This window comes from Fretibacterium sp., from assembly GCF_057312375.1.
The window spans coordinates 1-23797 of the sequence record NZ_DBHLDX010000028.1 but is presented as its reverse complement, the minus strand read 5'-3'; the positions used below and the strand labels follow the sequence as shown (position 1 = coordinate 23797).

Below are 23797 nucleotides of genomic sequence, written 5' to 3'. Positions count from 1 at the left end.
TTTCCGTCATATACACTTCATCGAGGAAATCGCTCTTCGTGTATGCATCAAAGGAAGCCGTCGTTGCAACAGGGTTTTCTTCGCGGATTAAATCGACGATAAAATCGTACTCGCCTCTGGTCAGTTTGAATAGGCTGCCCTGCGGATTTTGGAAGTACTCCATACACTCCAGTTCCGGGCATCCTTTCAGAGTGGCATAATCAATTGGAGAGGACAAGCCCTCAACCTTCTCGAAGAAAATCCTCTCGCCATCCTGTTCTGAGCTGACACATCCGATAGCGACGACCTGCTTCACCGGAGTGGATTCATATCCAATGATCATATCCCCGGCTTTTGCGTCAAGGAAGTTCTGGAAGATGCGACGCTTATTTCCGTTCTCGTTGTAAAGCGTGTAGGACTGCACCTCTCCAACGGCAATGTTGGCGAAACTCCAAATCTTCGGATTAGCATTCAACCACCAATATCCGCGATCTTCCTCGCCCGGCGCGGCCGTCGCATACAGTTTGATGTCGCTCAAATCAGCCTTATCGAGTGCCGCAGAAAGTTCATCTCGTAATTTCCACACAAAGCTGCCATCTTCATCCTTATCGGCGTTACGGCCCGTATAAAGAACCGTCCACCACCGTGTGGAGCTATTTTCTCTGGTGTTTGGTGAAATGCCGGTGACTTTACAAACGCGCTTTGCCAGGCTGGATGAACCGGCATTGTAGAAATTTTTTGTTTCGCCGTATTTCAGAGCGAGCTGTGTGCAGGATGCTGTACCGCCGCAGTCCTTAATGCGCTTCATGATTTCAAGCGCGCTGGTGGTAAAGACGTTCTCGTCTTTAAGGAGATTGCTCCAATCGTCGACAGTAAGGCCGGGATCGTAATCGGTCCCATACCATTTAGCAGGCTCCGCAGCAGCGGCATTTTTCTGAGAATAATATCTGCCGATGTAAAATCCGACGTCAATGGTCAGAGTTTTCAACTCGGGATCGGCGTAGCATGTTTCGGTCAACTGCGATTGAAAGAGGTTCACCAACTCGGTATCCTCTTTTAAAGCCAGGCTGATCTCATCATAAAGCCGCAGGAAGTTTCGGATGTTATCCGCAAAGGCACCTTTCTTGAAACGATAGTCCGAATTGAGCTCCAGGGCGACTGCTTTTGCTTCGCCGAACTTGTAGATGTAGTATTTGTCCGGATAGCGGAGCCATAAGTAGGTACTGATGGCATTTTCGTACTGATAATGCTGCGTGTCGTTGCTACCGTACTTCTCCAGAAGGTCGGACGACTGCTTCCTGAAATCTTCCATCCGTTCAAAGACATCTTTACTCTCGTCGAACAGAGCAATGAACATGGAGCGGACCTCTTCAGGAGCAGACCTGGCGAAATCGACAATCATGCCCCTTGGAAAGTGATTTGCGGAGGTCAGCAAATTGAAGGTCTTGTCCAAAGAACGGCTCAGCATTTCCGGAAAATCGGCTGCATTCACATCCCAATGATCCTGAAACCATTTCACGGCTTCCCATTTGTATTTTTCATTGCCCCACCGTTGGGAAACGAAGTTTTGCTTGTACTCAACCAGCACATCTTTCAGTCGAAATGGGTCAAACATGACAAACACCTCTCAGACGCTTGCGAAGCTATAAATCGGGCGCTTCCATATTTTATATCCTGTTCCATGGAGTATAACTCTCCCTTCCGCTATAGGGGCGTCCTCAGTCCAGGATGTTCCCTTCGGTGGAGATGGTCACGACGCGCCAGGGGATCATCTTGCCGCAGTTCATGAGCGCCGTCTTCACGGCCTGCTCCAGCCCCCCGCAGCAGGGGACCTCCATGCGCACGATGGCCACGTCTCGGATGTCGTTCGCCTTCAATATCTCCGTCAGCTTCTCGCTGTAGTCCACGCTGTCCAGCTTGGGGCAGCCGACGATCGTGACGCGCCCGCGCATGAACTCCTCATGGAAGCGGGCGTAGGCGTAGGCCGTGCAGTCCGCCGCCACGAGGAGCTTCGCCCCCTCGAAGTAGGGCGCCTTCACGGGGACCAGCTTGATCTGCACGGGCCATTGAGCCAGCTGCGATGCGAACGCCTGGGACGCTGCCGGCATGGCGGGCTCGGGCCTGGGGCGAAGGCTGCGCGCCTGACGCCCCGGGCAGCCCATCGGCGGTTCTCCCCTGTTCTTCTGCGCAGCCTTCCGGCTCGCCATGTGCTGCAGCACCGCCACCCGGTCGTACTCGGCGGCCTCGCGTTCCGTGAACGTGATGGCGCCGGTGGGGCAGGCGGGAAGGCAGTCCCCCAGCCCGTCGCAATAGTCGTCCCTCAGGAGGCGCGCCTTGCCATCCTCCATGGTGATGGCCCCTTCGTGGCATGCATCGGCACACGCCCCGCACCCGTTGCACTTGTCCCTGTCGATGTGTATGATCTTCCGAATCATCCCAAAGCCTCCCAAAGTGATCGGGGATTCCCCTGTTTATGGCGTCATGATAGCGCGCTTTCCGCGGAAAGTCGGTTGGAAAGACAACGAAACGCGTCGAGAAGGCGGGGTTGCGGGGCGGGCGATTCGCAAGTCCTGACAAGATATGAGGAGTAGAAAAAGACGACCGGCGAAGCCAAGCCGCCGGCCGTCAGCAGGGCGTTCCTGAAGGGCTAGATGTCCGCGTCGATCATCGCCGTGACGCCAACGCCCTGAACTCGATTGAACTTCTCAATGGGGTTGACGGAGTCGATGGGGATGAGGATGCGGATGCGCACCCCCTTGAACTCCGCCTCCAACTGGGCTACGGCCTGCGTTCGTTCCACGGCGGACTTCACCTGTCCGCCGACCTGCGCCGCTCCGATGTGCGTGCCGTCCCCGATGGAGACGATGGGGACCACCTTCGTGTAGCCCTGGAACTTTGCGTTCCGATTGAAGGTCACCGTGTTGATGAAGTCGTTGAGTGGCTCCGCAAGGGCCTTCACCAGTGCGCCGCCGCCCACGATCAGGGCTCCCTTCTTCAGGATGTCCCCGAGGTCCAAAGCCGTTGCCGAAGTCGGTACCGCGGTCAGGCTGAGGGCAGCCAGGAGGAGCACGGCCGTCTGCTTCTTAAAACGATTCATGGGTCTCACCTGCTTATCCCGTTTTTGGCGAACGCACGGGGCGTCCCGCCATCATACGCCGCAACGCCGTAACATAATGGCATATTCCCCCCGCGGGGGGAAGGGTTTTTTTAACGAGTCCACCTCTACGGCGCTGGCGGCTTTAATTTCGAGCCGCCATGAGAATCGCAAAGAGGATCGCGAAGGCTGCCAGCGCGCAGGCCATGGGCAGGTGGTAGGAGTTGGAAGGCGGTTCCGCCCCGGGCTTCCAGGGGTCGGCTTCGCCCCTGGGGCGGGCGCGGCACGTGTCCTCCGCGCGCTCCAGCGCCGACAGGATGGGGACGCTTGCCAGCGCGTCCAGGGCGCGAGCCGCGGGGGCCCCGATGCGGGGCAGGGCGCTCAGGAACGCCTCTGCAGCGCGGTTCAACGCAGGGGCGGCGAGCCTCCCGATTTGGAGGGGCAGGGTCAGGAGCGCCTCTGCCGCTCGATCCATCGCCGTGGCGAAGGCGCCGCCCAGGAAGGGGAGAGCGCAGAGCAGGAGGGGGCGGTAGAGCGCTCCCTCAAGGTCCAGTCCGTCGGGCCAGCGGTTCAGGAAACGATAGCGCGCGCCCGGCGCGCGCTGCATCAGGAGGCGGCGGATGAACAGCGCGTAGACTGCCGTGCCGATGACGAGCGGGATTGCGGCCCCGGTCAGGGCCTCCAGCGAGAAGTAATGGACGGGCTGGTGTTCCGCGGGGCCGCCCATAAAGGGCGTTGCCATGATGCCGACGGAGTCCGTCAGGTGGTGAGGCAGAGCGCCCAGCAGGGGCAGAAGGAGGGCCGGCAGGGTCAGGGCTGCGGCGCTGACGGGGGTCATGTACCTTCCCTTCGCCTGAGCAGCGATCCGGGGCTCTGGGCGTGCGGCGAACAGGGCGGCGAAGAGCTTGAGGACGTAGGCGACGCTGAGTCCGCCGCTGACGAGGAAGGTCCACTCGACCAGGCTGAAAAACTGCGGCTCCGTCAGCCCCAAGACGTTCAGGAAGGCGGGGACGGCGCCCGCGCTGCCGCGGGCCTCCAGCAGGTACAGGTGTTCCAGGATGCTCTCGTGCAGCAGCGTCTTGGCGATGTAGCCGTTCCAGAGGGGCATTCCCATCAGCCCTAGAGCCCCCATGGAGAAGGCGAAGCAGAACAGCGGCTTGCCGCGGCCGAACCCCTGAACGTCGTTCAGGTCCAGCGCTCCGGTGTTCATGTGGACGACGCCGGCGGACAGGAAGAGCACCAGCTTGATCAGCGAGTGTCCGACCATGTAGAGCGCGACGCCGCGCGCGGCCAGGTCGTTCTCCGGCCCCAGGAAGCCCAACATGGCGACGCCCGTCAGGATGAAGCCGAGCTGCGACATGGAGGAGCAGGCCAGGGTTCTCTTTAGGTTGACGGAGAAGATGCCCAGCACCGCGCCCAGGACCATCGTCACGAGGGCCGGCAGCAGCAGGATCAGGGCCCAGGTCGGGTCGTGGCGGAACAGGGTGGCGCTGAGCATCAGGATGCCGAAGACCCCCGTCTTGGTCAGGAGGCCGGAGAGCAGCGCGCTGGAGGGCGCGGGGGCTGCGGCGTGAGCGGGGGGCAGCCACACGTGCAGCGGGAAGATCGCCGCCTTGGCCGCGAAGCCGACGAGCGTCAGGAGTCCCGGACCCAGGAGGTCCTCTGCCCGCGCCTCCAGGACGGCGGGGGACAGCGAGTCGAGGTCCAGCGTGCCGAGCTCCCGGTAGAGCAGGACCAGACCCAGGAGCGTCGCCATGCCGCCGATGATGGTGACGGCCAGGTAGGTCTGGGCTGCGCGGGCGGCCTCCGGCGTTTCCTCCTGCGCCACCATGACGTAGGAGGAGAGGGACATCATCTCGAAGAACACGAAGGTGGTGAAGAGGTCCGCCGAGAGGAAGACGCCCATCATGGCGCCCTGGGTGATGAGGACGAAGAGGTGGTAGCGCCTGCAGTTTTTGTGGTGCGTCAGGTACTCGCTGGAGAAGATTGAGGCCACGGCCCACATGAACGCAGTGAGCACCGCGTAGATCAGGCGAAAGCCGTCGAGCCTCAAGGACAGGCCCAGCCCCAGCCCACAAATCCCCTCCAGGGCGAAGGAGGCGCCCGTAAGGCCGCGGCAGAAGCAGACGGCGGCCAGTTCGATCAGCGTGACGGCCCAGACGGCGCAGTCCAACACACGCCTGTCGGAGCGCCCGATGGCGAAGGCGAGCGCGCCTCCTGCTGCGGGCCACAGCACGAGGAGGGGAAGCATGTAGCTGTCGCTTGCGGACGTCATGGGATCGCCTCCGGCAGGGTGCCGGGCACGGCCCGTTCAAAGAAGCCGAGGACGGGTTCGGCCCAGAGGCCAAGGAGCAGCGCGCCGACGGCCAGGAGTCCGATGGGGATGAGCATGGCGGGACCTGGATCCGTGATGCCGTAGTTGGCGGCGCGGAGGTTGAAGCCCCTCCCCGGCATGACGGCGACGCAGAGGACCTGCAGGACGTAAAACGTCGTGAGGAGCGCAGAGGTCAGCATGGCCGCCAGCCCGAAGAACCCGATCGGCGAGGACGCTCCTGCAGAGGCGGCGGCGATGCCGAGGCGCCACTTTGCGATGAAGCCCGCCATGGGCGGCAGGCCGACGAGAGCCAGTCCTGATAGGAGAAAGGCCAGAAACGTCGCCGGCATCCCAAAGCCCCAGCCGCGCATGTCGAACAGGAACTCCCGGCCCGACTGGCACAGGATGGCGCCGGCGCAGAAGTAGAGGTTTGCCTTGATCAGCGCGTGGGCGGCCATCTGCGTCATGCCGGCGGACAACCCGGAGGGGGTCAGGAGCAGCGCGCCCAACAGGGCGTAGGCCAGTTGCCCGATGGTGGACCAGGCCAGGCGCAGCTTGAGCCGTTGAGAGGACAGGGCCATGCACGCCCCGTAGACCGTCGTGACGCAGGCCAGGGCGAAGGCCGCCAGGTGCGCCCAGCTGCCGTTCAGGACGTCGGGGCCGAAGACGTACCACGTGAGGCGGACGATGGCGAAGACGCCCGCGTTTGCCACCGCAACGGCGTTGAGGATCGCGGAGGCGGGCGCCGAGGCCTCGGCGGAGGCGAGGGGCCAACCGCGCAGTGGCAGGAGGGCGCTCTCCAGCCCGAATCCGAGGAAGCCCAGGAGGTAGATGAGGTACAGCAGGTCCGGCTTCCTCAGCGCGTCGGAAGGAAGGCAGCCTCCGGGCGCGAAGTCCGCGTTTCCGATGAAGGCGGTGACGAAGGCCAGGGAGAGCAGGGTGCAGAAGGCGCCCCAGGCCAGGGGGAGCGCGCGCGCCGCCTCGGCGATGCTCTGCCCCTCACGCCTCATGATGGGCAGGACGCTCAGGGGCAGGAGTTGACAGAACAGGCAGAGCGTCAGCAGGTTCGCCGCCAGGGCCACGCCCGCGGCCGCGCCGTAGGCCAGGACGAAGCAGGCGAAGAAGGGCTTGGCGCGATGCGGAGTGCGGCCCATGTAGTCGAGGCCGTAGAGGGCGACGAAGGGCCAGAGGCACGCCAGCAGCGCGGCGAAGACCGCCCCGGCTCCATCCATGCGGAGGGCCAGGGAGAGGTCGCGCGGGAGGCGGAGCAGCGTCAGCGTCCCCACGGGGGGCCGGGCTGCAAGGTACAGGAGGAGGGCGCTGTTCAAGAGGACGGCGCCTCCGACGAAAGCGCAGAAGCCCGTGCGGCTTTTCAAATGCCTGAGCATTAGCGCCGCGGCGGCCAGCGTAGGAAGGAGGATAGGGAGGAACAGGGGTCTGGCGTCCATGGCGGGCCTCAGAGGATCGCTGCCGCGATGTCGTCGAAGCAATGGACGAGGGGGCCGGACAGGACGCCCGTGAGGAGGGACCCTGCGCTCAGCAGGTACTGGGGCAGGCGCATGTTGACGGACATGTGGACGGGCTGGAGGTGGCTGTCGTCGAACTTCGCGCCTGGGAAGAAGGCGTCCGTGATGATGGGCATGAGGTAGCCTGCGGTGAGGATGGCGCTGATGAGCAGGACGACGATTCCGGCGATGCCCAGCCAGCCCAGCGTCGGGTCGATGGCCCCCACGGCGGCGTACCACTTGGCCGTAAAGCCGCCTGTGACGGGGAGGCCGATGAGGGAGAGGGAGGCCAGGGTGAAGCAGGACATGGTGATGGGGAGCACCCGTCCCACCCCCTTGAGCTGGTCCGTGAAGTGGTAGTTGGAGGTGGGCATGGTGAAGTAGATGACGACGCCCGCGCTGAGAAAGAGGCAGGTCTTGGCGAAGGCGTGGGCCAGCACCTGCAGCAGCGCTCCCGCCACCCCCGACGGCGTCAGGAGCATCATGGCGAACACGACGTAGGAAACCTGGCTGATGGAGGAGTAGGCGATGCGCTTTTTCAGGTGCTTTTCCAGATAGGCCAGCATGGAGCCGACCAGGATGGTGAGGAGCGCCGTGCAGATGACGGCCGTCTGCACCCAGGTGCCCCGCAGGAAGCTTGCCCCAGCGAGGAAGTAGACGACGCGGAACATCGCCACGATGCCTGCCTTGGTGATGAGCCCGGACAGCACGGCGCTGGCCGGCGTGGGGGCCACGGGGTGTGCGATGGGCAGCCAGGCGTGCAGGGGATACAGGCCCGCCTTCGCCCCAAAGCCGATGAGGGTGACGAAGGTGACGGTCAAGAGCGTGTTACGCTGGGCGGGGTCCGTCACCGCCCCCATGACGCCGCTCGGGGTGAACTCCGTGGAGACGCCGCAGGCCTGAAAGAAGAAAAAGCCGCCGAGGGCCAGCCCCGCCCCGGTGAGGGAGTAGAAGAGGTACTTCACCCCCCCGCTGATGGCCTCCGTCCGCTGGGAGTGCATGACCAGCGGAAGCGTCATGAAGGTCAAAAGCTCGAAGAAGAGGTAGAGCGTCAGGAAGTTGGCTGCGCAGGCGACGCCGTTCAGGATGCCACAGGTCGCCAGGAAGAAGGCGAAGAATCGGTCCTCCGGTGGACGGTGTTGCAGGTACTCGAATGCGTAGAGGGTGACGAGGGGCCAGATGAAGGCGATGAGAAGGATGAAGACCCTGGCCAGGGCGTCCATACGGAGGGCCAGCCGCAGGGAGTCCGTGGCACGCCACAGCACGAGGAGCTCCCCGTTTGAACAGAACGCGGCCGCGCAGGCCAAAAGCCCGCTGAGGATGGTGGCCAGTTCGACGTAGACGTGTCTTTGTCGGTCGTCATGGATGTGGTGAAGCAGCAGAAAGACCCCTGCAAGGATGGGAAAGATGACCGGAAAGAGCGTCAGCAGTGCCTGATTCGTCATGAGAGTGCGCCTCCTCATTAGGGTTAGAGTTCGGAATTAGGGAACGCGCTGGGACCCGTGGGGGCGGCGAACGACCCTTCGGTCGCTCCCGCCGTCCCTACTATTATAAAGCATAACGGCCATGAGGGCCGGGTGCGGGCAGGATGCGGCGATGCGAGGTGGACCGAATGTTATAATGAATGAAAATCGTGCCTGCAATCACGTGCCGCCTTGGCGTTGAACGTTGGCATCGGCGGTATGAGATTTGGATAAACGAATTGGCAGGCGGTCAGGATTTTTCTTATGAAGGCGCTGGAACATAATGGCATTCCTTTTGCCGTCAGTCATCGCATCCCCACCCCGGAACTCATGGAGGCCATTCGGGACACTCAAGAACGTCGAAATCTGCATGGTCCCTTCAAGACGGCAGAAGAGGCGGTCGCTTCCATGTTGGAGGATTGACGGAGGTTGGCAACCTCTGCTGAGGTTGGGTGCTCTCATGTTGGGGAAAAATGGAGATGATCGGATGGATTGGGTTGTGGCAACGGCGATGATGGGCGTAACCGTCGTCGGTGGCGTCGTCGCAAGCGTGTGCGGTTTCGGCTTTGGGGCAGTGGCCATGGCGACGTGGCCGTACTTCCTTCCCTATCAGCAAGCTGTAGCCGTCTCGGCGCTCTGTGGGCTCAGCACGGCGCTGATGATCGCCGTGCCGCACCATCGCAGCATAAACTTCAAGATACTGCTGCCCTGCTCGCTCGTGGCCCTGTGTTGTTCAGCGGCGTCGGTGCAGCTCTCCCTGGGGGCCGCGGAAAAGCTCATGATCCACGCACTGGGCGCGATGCTGATCGCCGTGTGCCTTTATTCTCTCTTCCTGGGCGGAACGATCCGCATCAAGGGCACGGCGCTGAACGGCGTCATCGCGGGAGCCATTGGGGGCACCTGTGCGGGACTTTTTTCCGTCGGCGGGCCCCCGATAGCGATCTATCTCCTGGCTGCGACGGACAGCAACGACGAGTACCGCGCGACGCTGAACGCCAGCTTTTGCTTCACCTCCGGCATCTCGACGTTCGTGCGATGGCACAACGGCGTCATCACGTCCACGACGTTTCATTTATGGCTGCTCATGCTGGCAGCGCTTGCCCTTGGCGTCTTCCTCGGCAACAAGATATTTTATCGACTGGACGCAAAGAGGCTGCGCTTTGCCGTGTACGGCTACATGGCCATCTCCGGCGTGACGATGCTGTTCAAGTGATGGGTATGCCCCATTCCAATCCACGTTGACGCGAGGCGGCGGAGAGCCTGAGCGGCCCCCGTTTTCACCGGCTGTGAGGTGAGCGCCTGTCAGGCGCCGAAAGGGCCCCTGACAGGCGCTGTTCTTTTATTGTATGGTTGGAGCGGTGGGCGCTCCATTCAACTCCAGCACGGCCTGAACGAAAAAACCCGCCCCCACGGGAAGGGCTTCCTCGTCAAAGACGAAGGTGGGGCTGTGGAACCGGGTCGGTTCTTTGCCCTCCTGCCGGATGCCCAGCCGTGCGAAACAAGAGGCCGGAATCTTTTCGCAGTAGCAGGCGTAATCCTCCGAGCCCATGCGCGCCTGGCTCATCGTCTTGACGTGTTCTTCGCCGAGCAGTTTCGCGGCAGCGGAACGCATGGCGTGAACCACGTCGGGATCGTTGACCAAGGGCGGCACGCCGTAAGCGTAGTCAAGCTCGTGAGTGCAGTTGTATCCAGCAACGATGGAGCCGATCATGTGGTCCATCACATCCCTGATCCTGCTGCGGCTTGCTGGGGACTGACAGCGGACAGAGCCGTCGAAGGTCACTTCGGCGGGGATGATGTTCTTCGCGGTTCCGCCGTGGATGGTGCAAATCGAAAGGACGACGGGATCGATGGCGTTGAACTGACGGGTGATCAGGCCCTGTAGCGACATGACGCAGTTGGCCGCGGCGAGCAGAGCGTCTGCCCCCGAATTGTGGGGGTATGCGCCGTGTCCGCCGACGCCCCTGACGGTGACGGAGAACGTGTCGGAGGAGGCCATGCTGGGGCCTTCGCGGAAGGCGATGTCGCCCGTAGCGAATTCAGCGATGCCGTGCTGGCCAAGGATGACGTCTACGGTTGGGTTCTCAAGGCAGCCGAGGCGAATCATCAGCTCCGAGCCTCCAAGGGTTTCTTCGGCGGGTTGAAAGATGAGTTTGACCACGCCGCTGAAGCGATCGCGCATCGTCATGAGGATCTTTGCAGCCCCCAGAAGCATTGCGGTGTGGGCGTCGTGCCCACAGGCGTGCATCACGCCCGCAACTTCCGATGCGTCGGGGCCCGCAGCCTCCTCCTGAATCGGCAGGGCGTCCATGTCGGCCCTGAGGGCGATCACCTTGCCGGGGGCGTTTCTCTGGCCGCGAACGATTCCCACGACGCCGACCTGCGTGTCCAGGGGCTGAAGTTCGATGCCGAGCTTTTTCAGTTCGGAACGCACGAAGGCCGCGGTTTCGATTTCGTGCATGCCCAATTCGGGATGACGGTGGATGCGACGTTTACATTCCACGAGGTAGTCCCGTATAGATCGCGCTTTCTCCATGATCTCTGAAGCCATGATCTTCCTCCTGACTGACTTTTTTTGTGCCCGCCGAGAAGAGTATTGCGCTTTCGGGGGCTGAGGGCAATCTCAATTCCAAGTGACGCGTAACGAACGACCTGCATATTGTATACAACTTTGCCTCCTTTGCATAATTGGTTAAAGCGTTAGGCTCCGCTAATTAAATTCAGAACCTTAGTTTTATCCTGGGCAATAGGAGAATGAATAGGCTGTTTTTCGTATTTTTTGTTGCAGACAGGAGGGTTTGTCCCCGTGAAGCTGTTGCGCTCTGTCGCATTGAAAAGTTTAAGCAGGGTTGCATTTTGTATATTATTTGCTAGAATCAGGGAAGCCGTGGATATTATTTGGAGATGATGAATTTTATGGCCGAGTGTGGGGGGCTTGGCCTCCAATGGATGTGTCCACGACGCAATGCGGCTACGATAGGGGAAGTGCAGCAGCGCCTGGTGTCATTGTCGTAACATCTTGATTCAGGAAGGAGTCCTTTGTTTATGAAGAAGACGTTCGCTCTTTGTTTTGCTCTGGCGATGTTGTATGCCGGGGTGGCCTTTGCCGCTTCGAGGGGTGAAACCCTTCGTGTCGGAGTTTCCATCGACGCGAAGAACTTCGACCCGCAGAACGCGGTCGATACCTATTCTTTCTCCATGCAGAAGCAAATTTACGAGCCGCTTTTCACCGTTGACGGCAAGACGCGCAAACTGACGCCGGTGCTGGCTGAAAAGGTTGAGGTGCTTGATGACCACACCTACAAGTTCTATCTTCGTAAGGGCGTCAAGTTTCACAACGGCGAGGAGTTCACGGCGGACGATGTCGTGTTCTCGCTGACGCGCGTGACCGATCCCAAGAGCTCCGTGTTCGCCAACTCGAAGGGCGTATGGATCGACCCCAAGGGTTTTGAGGTGATCGACAAGCACACGGTGATCGTGCGCACGAACGGCCCTGTCGGCGGCTGGCTTGGCTCGATGAAACACCCCTACGCCATGATCCTGAATCGCAAGGCCGTTGAGGAGGCTGGAGCCGACTACTTCCGCAAGCCGGTTGGGACCGGTCCCTACAAGTTCGTCAGTTGGACGAAGGGCGAGCGGGTCGAAATGGAAGCGTTTGACGACTATTGGGGTGAGAAGCCCTACGCCAAGAAGCTGACCTTTGTCGTTCTGCCGGACGACAGCACCCGTATCATCGCTCTCGAGACGGATAAGGTCGATATGATCTACGCTGTGCCGCCCTCGGACTTCGAGCGTCTGCAGAACAGCGATCGCGTCAAGGCCGTTAAGGCTCCTGGCCTGGTCCTGCTGCACCTGGCCATGAACATGGACAGCCCCAAGCTGAAGGACCCCCGTGTGCGTAAGGCGATCGACGCGGCGATCAACAAGGAAGCCTATGTTCAGGTCGTCTACAACGGCAACGGTATCCCCGGCGAGGGCCCCCTGCCCACGGCCTCCTCATGGTTCCCTGAGAACCCCGAGAAGTGGGGTTACGACCCCGATCTGGCCAAAAAGCTCCTGGAGGAAGCCGGCGTCAAGGACCTCGAGCTGAACCTCTGGGTGATGAACGCTGCTGACCGCGTCAACGGCGCGACCGTGCTGCAGAGCATGTTGGGTGCCGTCGGCATCAAGGTCAACGTCTCCGTGTTCGAGAACGCTGTCATCAGTGACAAGGTGCGCAAAGAGCCCGAGAAGTACGATATGTACGCCGCCACCTGGGGCATGCAGACCAATCGCGACGCAGGGGTTTACTGGCAGTCGGTCATCACCACGACCTCCATTGCCAGCACCAATTCGGCCCGCATCTCCGATCCTGAGATCGATAGCCTGATGGACGAGGCCAACCACAGCGTCGACGAGGAAAAACGCGGTCAGGTCTTCCAGAAGATCTGGGATCGCGTCAACGATCTGCACCCGTGGGTCTACCTGTGCCAGGCCGACGAGCTTCACGGCGCGCAGAAGGACCTGATCGGCGTCGATGAGCTTTACGACGGAAAGATCAACCTGCTTACCAATATCCACTATCCCGAGCAGACCGAGCGTCTGAAGTAGCTTTCGCCTTTGTAAGGTCGGAGTGTATTGGCCTCCGACCTTACAAAGCCCCTTTAATTCACTTCCCCTATGAAATTTTTTTGTTTTTTGCGACAGAACTCAAGGAAAAAGGTGATGCTCCCGTGCTGAAGTACGCTATCCGCAGAATTTTCATGCTGATCCCCGTTATCCTGAGCGTCATGTTCATCCTCTTCTCCATTCTTTACTTTACGCCTGGAGACCCGGCCCGCATCGCCCTTGGCGAAGAAGCTACGCCTGAAACCATCGACTCGTTTCGCCGTGAGCATGGATTGGACGATCCTTTCCTTGTTCAGTTTGGCCGGTACGTTTACAATGCCGTGACAAAGTTTGACCTGGGGTACTCCTACAACATGAAAAGCCCCGTCTCTCAGGAGCTGGCGATTCGCATCCCGACGACGATGAAGCTGGCGTTTGCTGCGGTGCTCTTCAGCACGCTCCTGGGTTTGCCGCTGGGAATTCTCAGCGCGATCAGGCAATACTCGCTGCTGGACAGCGTGGTTACCGTCTTTATCCTTCTGGGTGTTTCGATGCCGACGTTTTGGACGGGGCTTTTGCTCATTCTGGCTTTTTCGGTCAAGCTGGGCTGGCTGCCCTCGATGGGCTTTGACACGTTGAGCGAGATGGTGCTGCCCGTCGTCACCCTTTCTGGCTCCTCGACGGCCTTGTTCGCGAAGATGACGCGGTCGAGTATGCTGGAGGTGATCAAATCGGATTACATCAGGACCGCCCGTGCCAAGGGGCAGAAGGGGAGTGTCGTGATCTGGCGCCACGCCCTGCCGAACGCACTGATCCCTGTCATGACGATCATCAGCATGCAGTTTGGCACGCTGTTGGGTGGCTCGATCGTCACGGAGGCGATCTTCTCCATCTCCGGCGTCGGCCGCCTGATGCTCGATGCCATCAACCTGCGCGATTACCCCATCATTCAGGGAGGCGTCCTGTTCATCTCCATGGCCTACTGCTTCATCAACCTGGCCGTCGATCTGCTGTACGCGGTGGTCGATCCGCGCATTCACGTCAAGTAGGGGGGACTGTCGTGAAGAATAACTCCATGCTCAAGTACACGATGATCCGTCTGCGCCGCAGCTACCTGGCGCTGTTCGGGCTCTTTATCCTGCTCGTGCTGATCGTTTGCGCCATCTTCGCCGATCAACTGGCGCCTTACGGCTACGCCCAGCAGGATTATATGATGATCTGCAAGCCCCCTTCGGCGCTCCATTGGCTGGGGACCGACGAGTTCGGGCGCGACATCCTCAGCCGTCTCATCTACGGCTCTCGGATCTCCCTGCAGGTCGGACTGATCGCCGTCTCCATCTCGCTGGTGGTGGGAGGGCTGATCGGTGCGGTTTCCGGGTACTTCGGCGGCAGGTTGGACAACGTCCTCATGCGCTTGATGGACGTTCAGATGGCCATTCCCACGATCCTGATGGCCATCGTCATCTCGTCCGTCCTCGGGCCGGGTTTGTTCAACTTGATGGTTGCCGTGGGCATCACCTATATCCCCAAGTTTGCCCGTCTGACGCGCGCCTCCGTGCTCTCCATCAAGGATCAGGAGTTCATTGAAGCGGCCCGCGCCATGGGCGCTTCTCACAAGCGCATCATCTGTCTTTACATCCTGCCCAACTGCGCCGCGCCGCTTATCGTGCAATCGACGCTGAGCGTGGCCAACGCGATTTTGTTTGCCGCGACTCTGAGCTTCCTCGGCCTGGGCATTCAGCCGCCCTATCCTGAATGGGGAGGCATGCTTTCCGCAGCGCGCCCGTACCTGCGCAACAGCGCACACATGAGCATCTTCCCCGGCCTGGCCATCATGTTCACGATCCTTTCCCTGAACTTCCTTGGCGACGGTCTGCGCGACGCGCTTGACCCCAAACAGAAGCGTTAGGTGGGCACTATGGGTGAAAATAAGGACATTCTTCTGGACATTAAGGACCTTTCCGTGCAGTTCAACACGGATTCAGGGGTGGTGAAGGCAGTCAACCACCTGAACATGAAGCTGGAGCGTGGAAAGTCGCTGGGCTTCGTCGGGGAAACGGGGGCTGGCAAGACGACGACGGCCCTCTCCATCCTTCAGCTGGTGCAAACCCCTCCCGGCGAGATCGTCGGCGGCGAGATCCTCTTTAACGGGGTCGACGTCTGCAAGATGACGGAAACCGAAAAGCGTCGTCTGCGCGGCGGCGACATCTCCATGATCTTTCAAGACCCGATGACCTCGTTGAACCCGATCATGACCGTGGAGGATCAGATCGTGGAGATGGTTTCCCTGCACTTGAATTTAAAGGGAGGAGCGGTTCGTGAGCGGGCCATCGAGATGCTTCGCCTGGTCGGTATTCGCCCCGAACGCGCCAGGGACTTCCCGCACCAGTTTTCGGGCGGAATGCGCCAGCGCGTGGTGATCGCCATTGCCCTGGCCTGCCGCCCTCAGCTGATCATTGCCGATGAGCCGACCACGGCGCTCGACGTGACGATTCAGGCCCAGGTGCTGGAGCTGATCAAGAAGCTGCAGCAGAGCGAGAAAACCTCGATGCTCCTCATCACCCATGACCTGGGCATCGTGGCGGAAACCTGCGACAACGTGGCGATCATGTACGCGGGGCACCTCATTGAGTACGCCGACCTCAAGAGCCTCTACACCGCGCCGAAGCACCCCTACACGCAGGGACTGTTCAACGCGGTGCCCACGCTCGAGAGCCCGCTTGGAAGCCGGCTGGCCGTGATCCCCGGTTTACCGCCCGACCCGACGAACCTGCCGAAGGGCTGTTCCTTCTCGCCGCGCTGTCCTTACGCGAAGGACCTGTGTCATGAAAAACCCTGCGGCATGCATGAAGTGGAGGCAGGGCATTTCGTCGATTGTTACTTCCCGCTGACCCCTGCGTCGGGCAACGCGTTCCTGCAGTGAGGTGGAATGGTTATGAGCGATAAACCGGATAAGTTCATCGAAGTAAAACATCTGAAAAAGTATTTCACCGTTTCCAGCGGATTGCTTCACGCCGTTGACGACGTGTCGCTCGACATCCCCCGCGGCAGGACGCTGGGGTTGGTGGGGGAGTCGGGCTGCGGAAAGTCCACGCTGGGGCGTGTGATCATCGGTCTGATCGAGGCGAGTGGCGGTGAGGTGCTGTTCGACGGAGAGGACTCGCTGAAGTTCGAGGGGGTGAAACGCAGTGAATTTCGCCGTCGCGCCCAGATCGTCTTTCAGGACCCCTTCTCGTCGCTGAACCCTCGCATGTCCGTGTCGCAGCTTATTGCCGAACCGCTGATCATCAATGAGATCTGTCGTTCTCACAAGGAGCTGAACGAAAAAATCGGCGAGCTCATGGACCTGGTCGGATTGGCCTCGCGTTTGACGACTTCCTTCCCCCACGAGCTGGACGGCGGACGCCGCCAAAGGATAGGCATCGCCCGTGCCCTTGCGCTCGACCCAGAGTTTATCGTCCTCGACGAGCCGGTCTCGGCGCTGGACGTGTGTATTCAGGCACAGGTCCTCAACTTGCTCGCCGATCTGCGGGAGCAGCGAGGGTACACGTACCTCTTCATCTCGCACAACCTGTCGGTGGTCCGCTACGTTTCCGACGAGGTCGCGGTCATGTACCTCGGCAACGTGGTGGAAAAGGCGGACAACAGCACGCTGTTCAAGTCGCCGCTGCATCCCTACACGCAGGCTCTGCTTTCGGCCGTCCCCGTCGCCAGCGTCGAGCCGAAAAAACAGCGAATCATCCTTGAGGGAGATGTTCCCAGTCCGGTCAATCCTCCGGCCGGCTGTCGCTTTGCAGGGCGCTGTGCGCGTCGCGAGGACGCCTGCACGAGCGAAACGCCCGCGCTGGTCGAAATCGAACCGGGACATTTCGTCGCATGCCACAGGCTGAAGGATCAGCTTGTTCGCCATGCCTGACGCTCCAGGACAACGCGAGAGCGCGGAGCGGACGCTGCGTTGGTTCTGCGGCGTCCCCGTGCTCACCAACCCGCTGCTCCTGATGGACCTGGCTTCGGTGCTGGTGATCCTTTGGTTCGTTACTGTGCTGATCATGGCGCTCGCCCAGGTCACGTTTGGCGGGGGCGCCCTGGAAGGGACGCACCTTACGGCGGCCTCGATCTATGCAAGCTATCTGGTGTTGCTGGTTGGGGTGCTGTTCGTGGTGGTCTGCCTGCTCTTCTACCGCCGCGGCTATGTGATGTGCTACCGCTTTGAGGACAACGGCGTCTTTGTCGAAACGCTTCGCGCGAGAAACGTGCCGGGGGCGTCGGGACTCCACGTTCGCCCCTTTGTCGTTGGCGTCCCTGAGGAGATCGTGGGCAGCGTGGCGAGGGACGTGGACTGGAGCGACGTGTGGAGCCTCAGGGAGTTGGCTGGGATGAACTCGTTTCAGCTGAGGGGAAAGTACGGGCGCCTCGCGCAGATCTACTGTCCCGACGAGAAAACCTATCGGGAGGCCCTGGCCTTTGCGAGGAGGAAAGTCGAGCGTCATGCTTAAAGACGGCAAGCGCACCATGAACAAGCAGGTGTACTTGAGTTTGCGCAGCGACATCCTCTCCGGACGATATCACGACGGGCAACAACTGCTGCAGGCCGAGTTGGCGGAGGAATACCACGTCAGCCGCATCCCCGTTCGCGAGGCGCTGATGCAGCTCTCCAGCGAGGGGTTGGTGCAGATCATCCCCTACAAGGGGGCGGTCGTTGCCTCCTTGTCCATCGAGGAGCTGCATGAGATCTTTGAGATCCGCTACGCGCTCGAGTCCTTGATCTTGCGTTACGTCGTGCAGAACATCACGGAAGAATCGGCTGCGCGAGTTCACAACCTGCTCCTCGAGTCGACGCAGACGCCGCCGGAGAGACGAAGCCGCAAGACGAACTGGGAATTTCACCGCGCGCTTTATGAGATTGCCGGAAAGCCCCGCCTGCTTGAGCTGATCGAGTCCCAGTACAATAAGATCGATCGGTACGTTCAGATGGATATCACCTTGCCGAACGTGCAGGAGAACGCCTTTAAATCCCACGACGCGATCCTTCAGGCCTGCCGGGTCGGCGATGTGGTGGAGGCGACCGTGTTGCTTCACGAACACATGGTGACGGCACTTCGTCGCCTCGACCGCTTCCTGCAACAGGGGGAACTCCACGCTCCGGACTCGGATCGATCGACCACGCTTTTTATGCCGATGATCAACCGTCGCGAGCTGCGGTAACGCCTGGAAGCCCGGCGAATGTCGTTTAGCGCGCGATAGAGGATTCGTTATGTCATATTATAAATTCAGGAGGTTTTATCGATGTTGACGCACAAACAGAGGATCGAAAACGCCCTTGCGCTGAAGGAGAACGACCGCACGCCCTACAGCATGTGGATGCACTATCCCAATCGCGACCGTCACCCCCGTCGCCTGGCCGAACTGGCGCTCAAGGCGCAGCGGGAATACGCTCTGGACTTCATCAAGTACATGCCCTTTGGACTTTACACCACCATCGATATGGGCGTCGACCTGGACGTGTACGAGGGCTTTGAAAAGGCCCCCACTCAGCATGAGCCCGTCATCAAGGACGTCAAGGACTGGGATCGCATTCGTCCTCTCGACGGAACTCGGGGCGAGTACGCCGTCGTCCTGGAGTCGCAGCGCATCCTCATGGAGATGATGGAGGAGCACGTGCCCTTCCTGCAGACGGTTTTCAGCCCGGCCACCACGCTGGCGAAGATGTGTTCTCCAGCCGTGCTGGTCAGGCACATGCGCGAAGACCCTGTTCGCGTCCATCGTGTGCTGGAGATGGTCACGGACACCACGATTCAATTTGCCCGCGCTTCCGCCGATCTGGGCGCGGACGGCTTCTTCTATGCCTCGCAGCTTTCGGGGCGTCAGACGATGGAAAAGGCCGAGCACGAGGCGTTTGTCGAAAAATATGACCTTGCGATCCTGAATGCCGTTAAAGACAGGACCTGGTTCAACGTGCTGCACCTGCACGGTGCTCAGGTGCGTATCGACGAAGTTCAGCATTACCCCGTGCAGGGGCTGAGCTGGCATGACCGCGATGACGGCCCTTCTATGGATGAGGTCCGTAAGTACAGCACAAAGGCGTTCGTTGGCGGCCTGAGCTGGGGCGAGAATTGGCTGACCAAGACGGAGGAACAGGTCGCCGGTGAGGTGCGGGAGATGTGTGGTCGTCCCGGCCTGATCCTGGGGCCGGGTTGCGTGATCGAGCCGCACACCCCGAAGAAGTTCCTGGATCTGGTTCATAAGACGGTCGTCGACTGTTCGTGTTGTCGCTGATATTGAGCGCTGGAGAGTTTGGGAGGGCCTATGTTCACCATCACTGAGTTTCTGCATGAAGAAGTAAAGCCGGCGTTGGGATGTACCGAGCCGGGGGCGGTGGCGCTGGCGGTCGCCAGGGCGTGCGAGCAGTTGAGCGAGCGGGCGGAGCGACTGGAGGTCGTCGTCAGCGACAACATCTTTAAGAACGGCATCGCTGTCGGAGTGCCGGGGACCGACGGCGAGCGCGGCAACGAGATCGCCGCAGCGCTCGCGGTGTTCTGCGGCCACAGTGCCTACAGCCTTGAGGTGCTGAAGGATGCGACCCTTGATGACCTTCGGAAGGCTAGAGCGTTTATCGCCGACGGCAAACTGACGCTGACGGCCAACGGCCAGGGGGGCGTCTACGTCAAGGCGACGGCTTACGCGGGCGGGGAGTCGGGGACGGCCGTGATCGAGCAGACGCACGGCAACATCACGCTCGTGAAAAAAAACGACACGGTCGTCTTTGAGGCCGTTCCCTCCTGCGACTCTGCCGTGCCAAAGACGACCGCAAAAAGCGCCTCCGTTTCCATTCCCGAGCAGGTGAAGACGATGGGCTTTGAAGAGCTGGTGGCGCTGGCCGACCAGCTCTCGCCTGAGGACGTGGACTACGTCTGGAGGGGCATCGAGATGAACCTGCGCATCTCGGACTTCGGCTTTGATCACGAGGTGGGGCTTGGTCTGGGGCGAACCGTCAGGGCCGCGGCCGGTGCGAACTACAGCACCGATTTGGCCGCTCAGGTGAAGGCGATCTCCGCCGCAGCCTCTGACGCGCGCATGGCGGGTGTGGCACTGCCCGTGATGAGCAGCGCGGGCAGCGGCAATCACGGCATCACCGCGATCCTGCCGGTCTACGTGGTGGGTGCGGCGCATCACAAGTCCCGCGAGGAGATCGCCCGCGCTGTGGCCTACAGCCACCTGGCGACGAGCTTCGTCAAGAGCCGCATGGGCCGCCTCAGCCCCGTCTGCGGCTGCGCGGTGGCAGCGGGAGCAGGCGCGGCCGCAGGCATCGTGAACGTCCTGGGTGGCACGGACGCGCAGGCGCAGAAGGCCATGGAACTGGTGCTGGGCAACATCACGGGCATGCTCTGCGACGGAGCGAAGGAGTCCTGTGCGCTCAAGGTCGGCACGGGTGCGACCGAGGCCTTTTACGCGGCGCAGATTGCCCTGGCAGGCGGCGGGATGGCGGTGTCCCAGGGCGTCGTTGACGTGAACAGCTTCACGCGCACGGCGGAGAACGCGGCGCGGCTGAACCGCGAGGGCATGAAGGACGTCGATCACACGATCATCGACATCATCACGCACCGCTGCGTGAGTTGAGCTGACCGGCAGGAAATCATGAGAAGGGGACTGACGGCCCGCGAGCAAAGGCGAGCGGCAGCCGGAAGGCTCCCCGAAAGTGGGGACAGAGGGCAGAATCACAAGCTGCCTTCCGTCCCCACTTTGAATAACGCATCGTAGTGTTGAGATTAGGAGAGGATGCGTACACTCAAACGTGTCACAAACCTGCACGTCCCATGGCGTGGAGACCCCTACATGGGCCCGTAGCCGATCGCGTCGGCCAGGTACAGGAACGCGAGCTGCATGAGGAAGAAGAAGCCCTGCAGCGGGAGGATGAACTGGTGCTGAACGCGCTTCATCGCAGATGTTCTAACACAGGGGGACAGCCAATGGGACTTTCTTGGAGCGCAATGCGTAAAGTGTTGGAACAGGAGAATATTTGCGATTCCCTCAAGGGGAGGGTACAGTATTTTGTCACTCGGTATAGAGAATCCCATGACGAGGAGGGGCGTGTTGCCATCCGTCTTGACGGAAACGAGATTTTCAAGTCCAACTTCTACGACGGAGAGATAAAACGCCGTGAAGCATGGAACGAAATCAACGCAGGCAAAGGCAGACCGACGGATTATGCGGAATCTGGCGAACAGATGGAGCTTGCAGCCTTAAATAAGGGCGGTTTCGAGCGACTTGCTTTTTACAATGCTTTTTATAGTTACCAAAACAGTGGCATCAATGACAGCTTGCAGTCTTCTGACCCTGTAGTACGGCTCTTCGCCATTTTGGACAAAAGAGTTGGGAAAAGGCGATTGCATAAAATTATTTCCGAGATCGAACAGCAGCCCATATGGCTGAAGCCTTTCTACCGATTACGGCTGGAATCGGACGGTGTTATTTGATAAGGCAAAAAGAAAAGAGCTGACTGACGTTCACAATCAGCCAGCTCTTTACTTTTGGAATAACCAATCAACGTTGCCGCTCGACTCTTGCCAGCGTCGCAAATCTACCTCGCTCGTCGCCAGGGGAAGTTACGTCCGCTACCGCGTGCTTGGTCCCGCGCACCTTGTTGTAGAGACGCCGAGCGGTTACGCTCAGCGCCTCCGGTGGGATAAGCGCCTGGTCGTCAAGCGAAACGCAACAGGGAAATGCCGGTTTTCAATCGGCGCTTCCTTAAAAGACCTCGAAGGACTTCGCCATCCGGCTCAGGATATCGCCGAACACCTCGTGCTCGTCGTGCGGGTACTTGAAGACGAAGAAGGCAGCCCTGCGGCCGTTGACGACGCAGCACTGCGCCATCAGCACATCGCGGTCGTCGGGGTCGGTATAGCCGATCGAGAAGGCGTTCTTCCTCAGCTTCTCCGAATGTTTGATGGTGACGTTGCCGTTCTTCTCAAAATCCTTCTTGAGGCTCTGCAAGAGGGACTTGGCGTTTTCCTTACCCTTCAGATCGCGGCCCCATGCCTTCAGAAGATATTTTTTGTGGATGGACTCCATGACGACCTCACCGCCGTCCTCCTCGAAGGTGCCATCGAAAAAGATATCGGGATACTGGAAGGTGTAGCCGAACACCTTGTTGATGTACCCCTTGTACTCCATCGCATCCATTGCCGAGGCGGCCCTCGTCAGCGTCACGACCGAAAGGCAGAGGAGAAACACCGTAAAAACACGCATCAATCTCGTTCTGAACATAGATAAAAACCTCCTTCAGCGATACTTCATGAGAATGAATCCCGTCCCGTTAGGGTACTCAGAGATGTTAAATGATGGAGCAGAAACCATTCAGAGCCATTCTACAGACGATTCGAAAGGTAATAGTACCGTAACGGGATCGAGTTGCGTGAAGGGAAACCGCCGAGGAGAAGCCCGGCGGCTCTAAACGTTCCCGCTCAGTTGGTGCTCCAGACCGGGGGCGCCGGGGACCCCATGACCACGGGAGCATCCTTATTATCCGCCTCCTTGCAGGCATCCTGCGTTGGTTATTCGAGAGGGACCTCCACAGGAAATTCAAGAGCAGGGAAGAGTGCCCGCCCGTTTACAGTTACAACGGCTGGCTGGATGTGAGGCCAATTTATGTACGCGATATGTGGAACTACGACGTTTATCAGGATATGCCGAAGTACGGTAAGCCCGTGCTCATCCTTCATGGCGACAAGGAGCCATCGTCCCCATGCCCTATTCCGAACGAGCCGCAAAGGCCTATAAGGATGCGGAGTTTCACGTCGTCAAGGGCGGCGGACACGGGTTCCAGGGGAAAACCTTCGAGCAGGCAATGGGCTTTATCGACGGTTATCTCGAAAAAAACAGGGATACTTCCGGCCAACGCAGCAGACAGCGTCCGTTAGGGTCGTGACTCCACCTTCCGCGCCTGGCGAAAATGGTCGGCAGGGAGAGGGCTGCATGAGAGTCCGGTGGGGCCGGCCCCCTTACGGCTCTCCCGGCGGGAGCAGATTGCTGACGTACTCCCTTTTTCCGGAGAGGACCTCGTCGTAGAATCGTTGCTTTGCATCAATGTATCGGATCGAGTCCTTCAGAACCGCTATGCGTTCCGCAAGCCTTGCCCTTTTCTGGTCGAGCATGTCCTTCCGCTCCGGGATGCTGGATGTTCCCTTGAGGCACAATTCCAGGTACTTCTTCATCTCCTTGATACTCATGCCGCAGTCCTTGAGACAACTTAATCCCTTAATCCATGCAAGATCGCGTTCGTCAAAAACTCTCCTGTTCCTCCCGTCCCGCTTCACGTTGGGGACAAGGCCCTCGTTGCAGTAGAATTTCAGCCCCTGATAGGTCATTCCCGTCTCCTTGCAGGCCTGCGTCATCGTGTAGATCATCTTCTCTCCCCCGTTTTCCGTATAAAGGCGCAGTTGACCGATAGTAACAATCGCATTGTAGAATCTATTATATAACACAACGTGGTTTTGGAAGGCGCTATCCCGCTCAATGTTTCGTTTGGAATCCGGAGCGGCAGGGGCGCTTCTCCATCAACGGCGCGATCGGGGTCGGCAGGTTCGCAAAACCGAGGCTATTCTAACTATCGAGGAGGTTGTGACGATGGAGTACGTGAAGCTGAATAACGGGGTCATGATGCCCCTTGAAGGCTTTGGAGTTTTTCAGATCCCGGATCGGGACGAGTGTGAGCGCGTTGTGCTTGACGCCCTCGAAGCCGGCTATCGACTGATCGACACCGCGGCCGCGTACGGCAACGAGGAGGCGGTGGGCGCGGCGATCCGAAAGAGCGGTCTGCCCCGCGAGGAACTGTTCGTGACGACGAAACTCTGGGTGC

General features: G+C 60.0%; 22 protein-coding genes and 1 pseudogene. 14 read left to right on the top strand and 9 right to left on the bottom strand.

Annotated features, from left to right (window positions below):
• From ACO41U_RS05990 to ACO41U_RS05965, 6 genes and pseudogenes are all read right to left on the bottom strand, one after another.
• A pseudogene (locus ACO41U_RS05990) lies at positions 1–1594 on the bottom strand (hypothetical protein); the annotation flags it as partial.
• Between the two features lie 103 nt (positions 1595–1697).
• Complete coding sequence (locus ACO41U_RS05985) at positions 1698–2414, bottom strand: ATP-binding protein (RefSeq protein ID WP_298778647.1); 717 nt, start codon at positions 2412–2414, stop codon at positions 1698–1700.
• A 212-nt stretch (positions 2415–2626) separates the two neighbouring features.
• Positions 2627–3076 carry a hypothetical protein gene (locus ACO41U_RS05980; RefSeq protein WP_485942364.1) on the bottom strand — a complete coding sequence of 150 codons (450 nt, stop codon included), beginning with the start codon at positions 3074–3076 and terminating at the stop codon, positions 2627–2629.
• 142 nt (positions 3077–3218) lie between these two features.
• Positions 3219–5348 (bottom strand): complex I subunit 5 family protein, encoded by a 2130-nt coding sequence (locus tag ACO41U_RS05975; RefSeq protein WP_485942362.1) that lies wholly within the window; start codon positions 5346–5348, stop codon positions 3219–3221.
• Complete coding sequence (locus tag ACO41U_RS05970) at positions 5345–6715, bottom strand: proton-conducting transporter transmembrane domain-containing protein (RefSeq protein ID WP_485942360.1); 1371 nt, start codon at positions 6713–6715, stop codon at positions 5345–5347. Before ACO41U_RS05970 ends, ACO41U_RS05975 begins: the two co-directional genes overlap by 4 nt.
• A gap of 128 nt (positions 6716–6843) precedes the next feature.
• On the bottom strand, positions 6844–8337 hold the full coding sequence (locus ACO41U_RS05965) for a complex I subunit 5 family protein (protein ID WP_485942358.1): 1494 nt from the start codon (positions 8335–8337) through the stop codon (positions 6844–6846).
• A gap of 282 nt (positions 8338–8619) precedes the next feature.
• On the opposite strand from ACO41U_RS05965, the gene ACO41U_RS05960 reads away from it, so the two are divergent.
• Together ACO41U_RS05960 and ACO41U_RS05955 are read left to right on the top strand one after the other, a co-directional pair.
• Positions 8620–8778: a hypothetical protein gene (locus ACO41U_RS05960; RefSeq protein ID WP_485942356.1), complete on the top strand. Its 159-nt coding sequence runs from the start codon at positions 8620–8622 to the stop codon at positions 8776–8778.
• Positions 8779–8842: 64 nt separating this feature from the next.
• Positions 8843–9568: a sulfite exporter TauE/SafE family protein gene (locus ACO41U_RS05955; protein ID WP_298778661.1), complete on the top strand. Its 726-nt coding sequence runs from the start codon at positions 8843–8845 to the stop codon at positions 9566–9568.
• A 126-nt stretch (positions 9569–9694) separates the two neighbouring features.
• On the opposite strand, the gene ACO41U_RS05950 is transcribed toward ACO41U_RS05955, so the two are convergent.
• Positions 9695–10906: a M20 metallopeptidase family protein gene (locus tag ACO41U_RS05950; RefSeq protein WP_485942354.1), complete on the bottom strand. Its 1212-nt coding sequence runs from the start codon at positions 10904–10906 to the stop codon at positions 9695–9697.
• Between the two features lie 494 nt (positions 10907–11400).
• Here ACO41U_RS05950 and ACO41U_RS05945 point away from each other — a divergent pair, with 494 nt between their 5' ends.
• From ACO41U_RS05945 to ACO41U_RS05900, 10 genes are all read left to right on the top strand, one after another.
• On the top strand, positions 11401–12945 hold the full coding sequence (locus ACO41U_RS05945) for an ABC transporter substrate-binding protein (RefSeq protein ID WP_298778666.1): 1545 nt from the start codon (positions 11401–11403) through the stop codon (positions 12943–12945).
• 122 nt (positions 12946–13067) lie between these two features.
• Entirely contained in the window at positions 13068–13991 is a 924-nt protein-coding gene (locus ACO41U_RS05940) for an ABC transporter permease (RefSeq protein ID WP_485942352.1), read from the top strand.
• Positions 13992–14017: 26 nt separating this feature from the next.
• Positions 14018–14851 (top strand): ABC transporter permease, encoded by an 834-nt coding sequence (locus ACO41U_RS05935; protein WP_298778686.1) that lies wholly within the window; start codon positions 14018–14020, stop codon positions 14849–14851.
• Positions 14852–14860: 9 nt separating this feature from the next.
• Positions 14861–15865: an ABC transporter ATP-binding protein gene (locus ACO41U_RS05930; RefSeq protein WP_485942350.1), complete on the top strand. Its 1005-nt coding sequence runs from the start codon at positions 14861–14863 to the stop codon at positions 15863–15865.
• Positions 15866–15877: 12 nt separating this feature from the next.
• Positions 15878–16858 carry an ABC transporter ATP-binding protein gene (locus tag ACO41U_RS05925; RefSeq protein WP_485942348.1) on the top strand — a complete coding sequence of 327 codons (981 nt, stop codon included), beginning with the start codon at positions 15878–15880 and terminating at the stop codon, positions 16856–16858.
• Positions 16851–17438 carry a hypothetical protein gene (locus ACO41U_RS05920; protein ID WP_485942346.1) on the top strand — a complete coding sequence of 196 codons (588 nt, stop codon included), beginning with the start codon at positions 16851–16853 and terminating at the stop codon, positions 17436–17438. Before ACO41U_RS05925 ends, ACO41U_RS05920 begins: the two co-directional genes overlap by 8 nt.
• Positions 17431–18147 carry a GntR family transcriptional regulator gene (locus ACO41U_RS05915; protein ID WP_485942344.1) on the top strand — a complete coding sequence of 239 codons (717 nt, stop codon included), beginning with the start codon at positions 17431–17433 and terminating at the stop codon, positions 18145–18147. Before ACO41U_RS05920 ends, ACO41U_RS05915 begins: the two co-directional genes overlap by 8 nt.
• A gap of 81 nt (positions 18148–18228) precedes the next feature.
• Positions 18229–19218 carry a uroporphyrinogen decarboxylase family protein gene (locus ACO41U_RS05910; RefSeq protein WP_298778682.1) on the top strand — a complete coding sequence of 330 codons (990 nt, stop codon included), beginning with the start codon at positions 18229–18231 and terminating at the stop codon, positions 19216–19218.
• Positions 19219–19248: 30 nt separating this feature from the next.
• On the top strand, positions 19249–20559 hold the full coding sequence (locus tag ACO41U_RS05905) for an L-cysteine desulfidase family protein (protein WP_485942342.1): 1311 nt from the start codon (positions 19249–19251) through the stop codon (positions 20557–20559).
• Positions 20560–20909: 350 nt separating this feature from the next.
• Positions 20910–21416, top strand: coding sequence for an SF0329 family protein (locus ACO41U_RS05900; protein ID WP_485942340.1), 507 nt, complete (start codon positions 20910–20912; stop codon positions 21414–21416).
• Positions 21417–21687: 271 nt separating this feature from the next.
• Here the strand turns inward: ACO41U_RS05900 and ACO41U_RS05895 are convergent, their stop codons facing one another.
• Positions 21688–22206: a hypothetical protein gene (locus ACO41U_RS05895; RefSeq protein WP_485942338.1), complete on the bottom strand. Its 519-nt coding sequence runs from the start codon at positions 22204–22206 to the stop codon at positions 21688–21690.
• A 478-nt stretch (positions 22207–22684) separates the two neighbouring features.
• On the opposite strand from ACO41U_RS05895, the gene ACO41U_RS05890 reads away from it, so the two are divergent.
• Positions 22685–22867, top strand: coding sequence for a hypothetical protein (locus ACO41U_RS05890; protein WP_485942337.1), 183 nt, complete (start codon positions 22685–22687; stop codon positions 22865–22867).
• 73 nt (positions 22868–22940) lie between these two features.
• On the opposite strand, the gene ACO41U_RS05885 is transcribed toward ACO41U_RS05890, so the two are convergent.
• Positions 22941–23345 carry a MerR family transcriptional regulator gene (locus tag ACO41U_RS05885; RefSeq protein WP_485942335.1) on the bottom strand — a complete coding sequence of 135 codons (405 nt, stop codon included), beginning with the start codon at positions 23343–23345 and terminating at the stop codon, positions 22941–22943.
• A 220-nt stretch (positions 23346–23565) separates the two neighbouring features.
• On the opposite strand from ACO41U_RS05885, the gene ACO41U_RS05880 reads away from it, so the two are divergent.
• A partial coding sequence (locus tag ACO41U_RS05880) for an aldo/keto reductase (RefSeq protein WP_485942333.1) occupies positions 23566–23797 on the top strand: 232 nt, incomplete at its 3' end.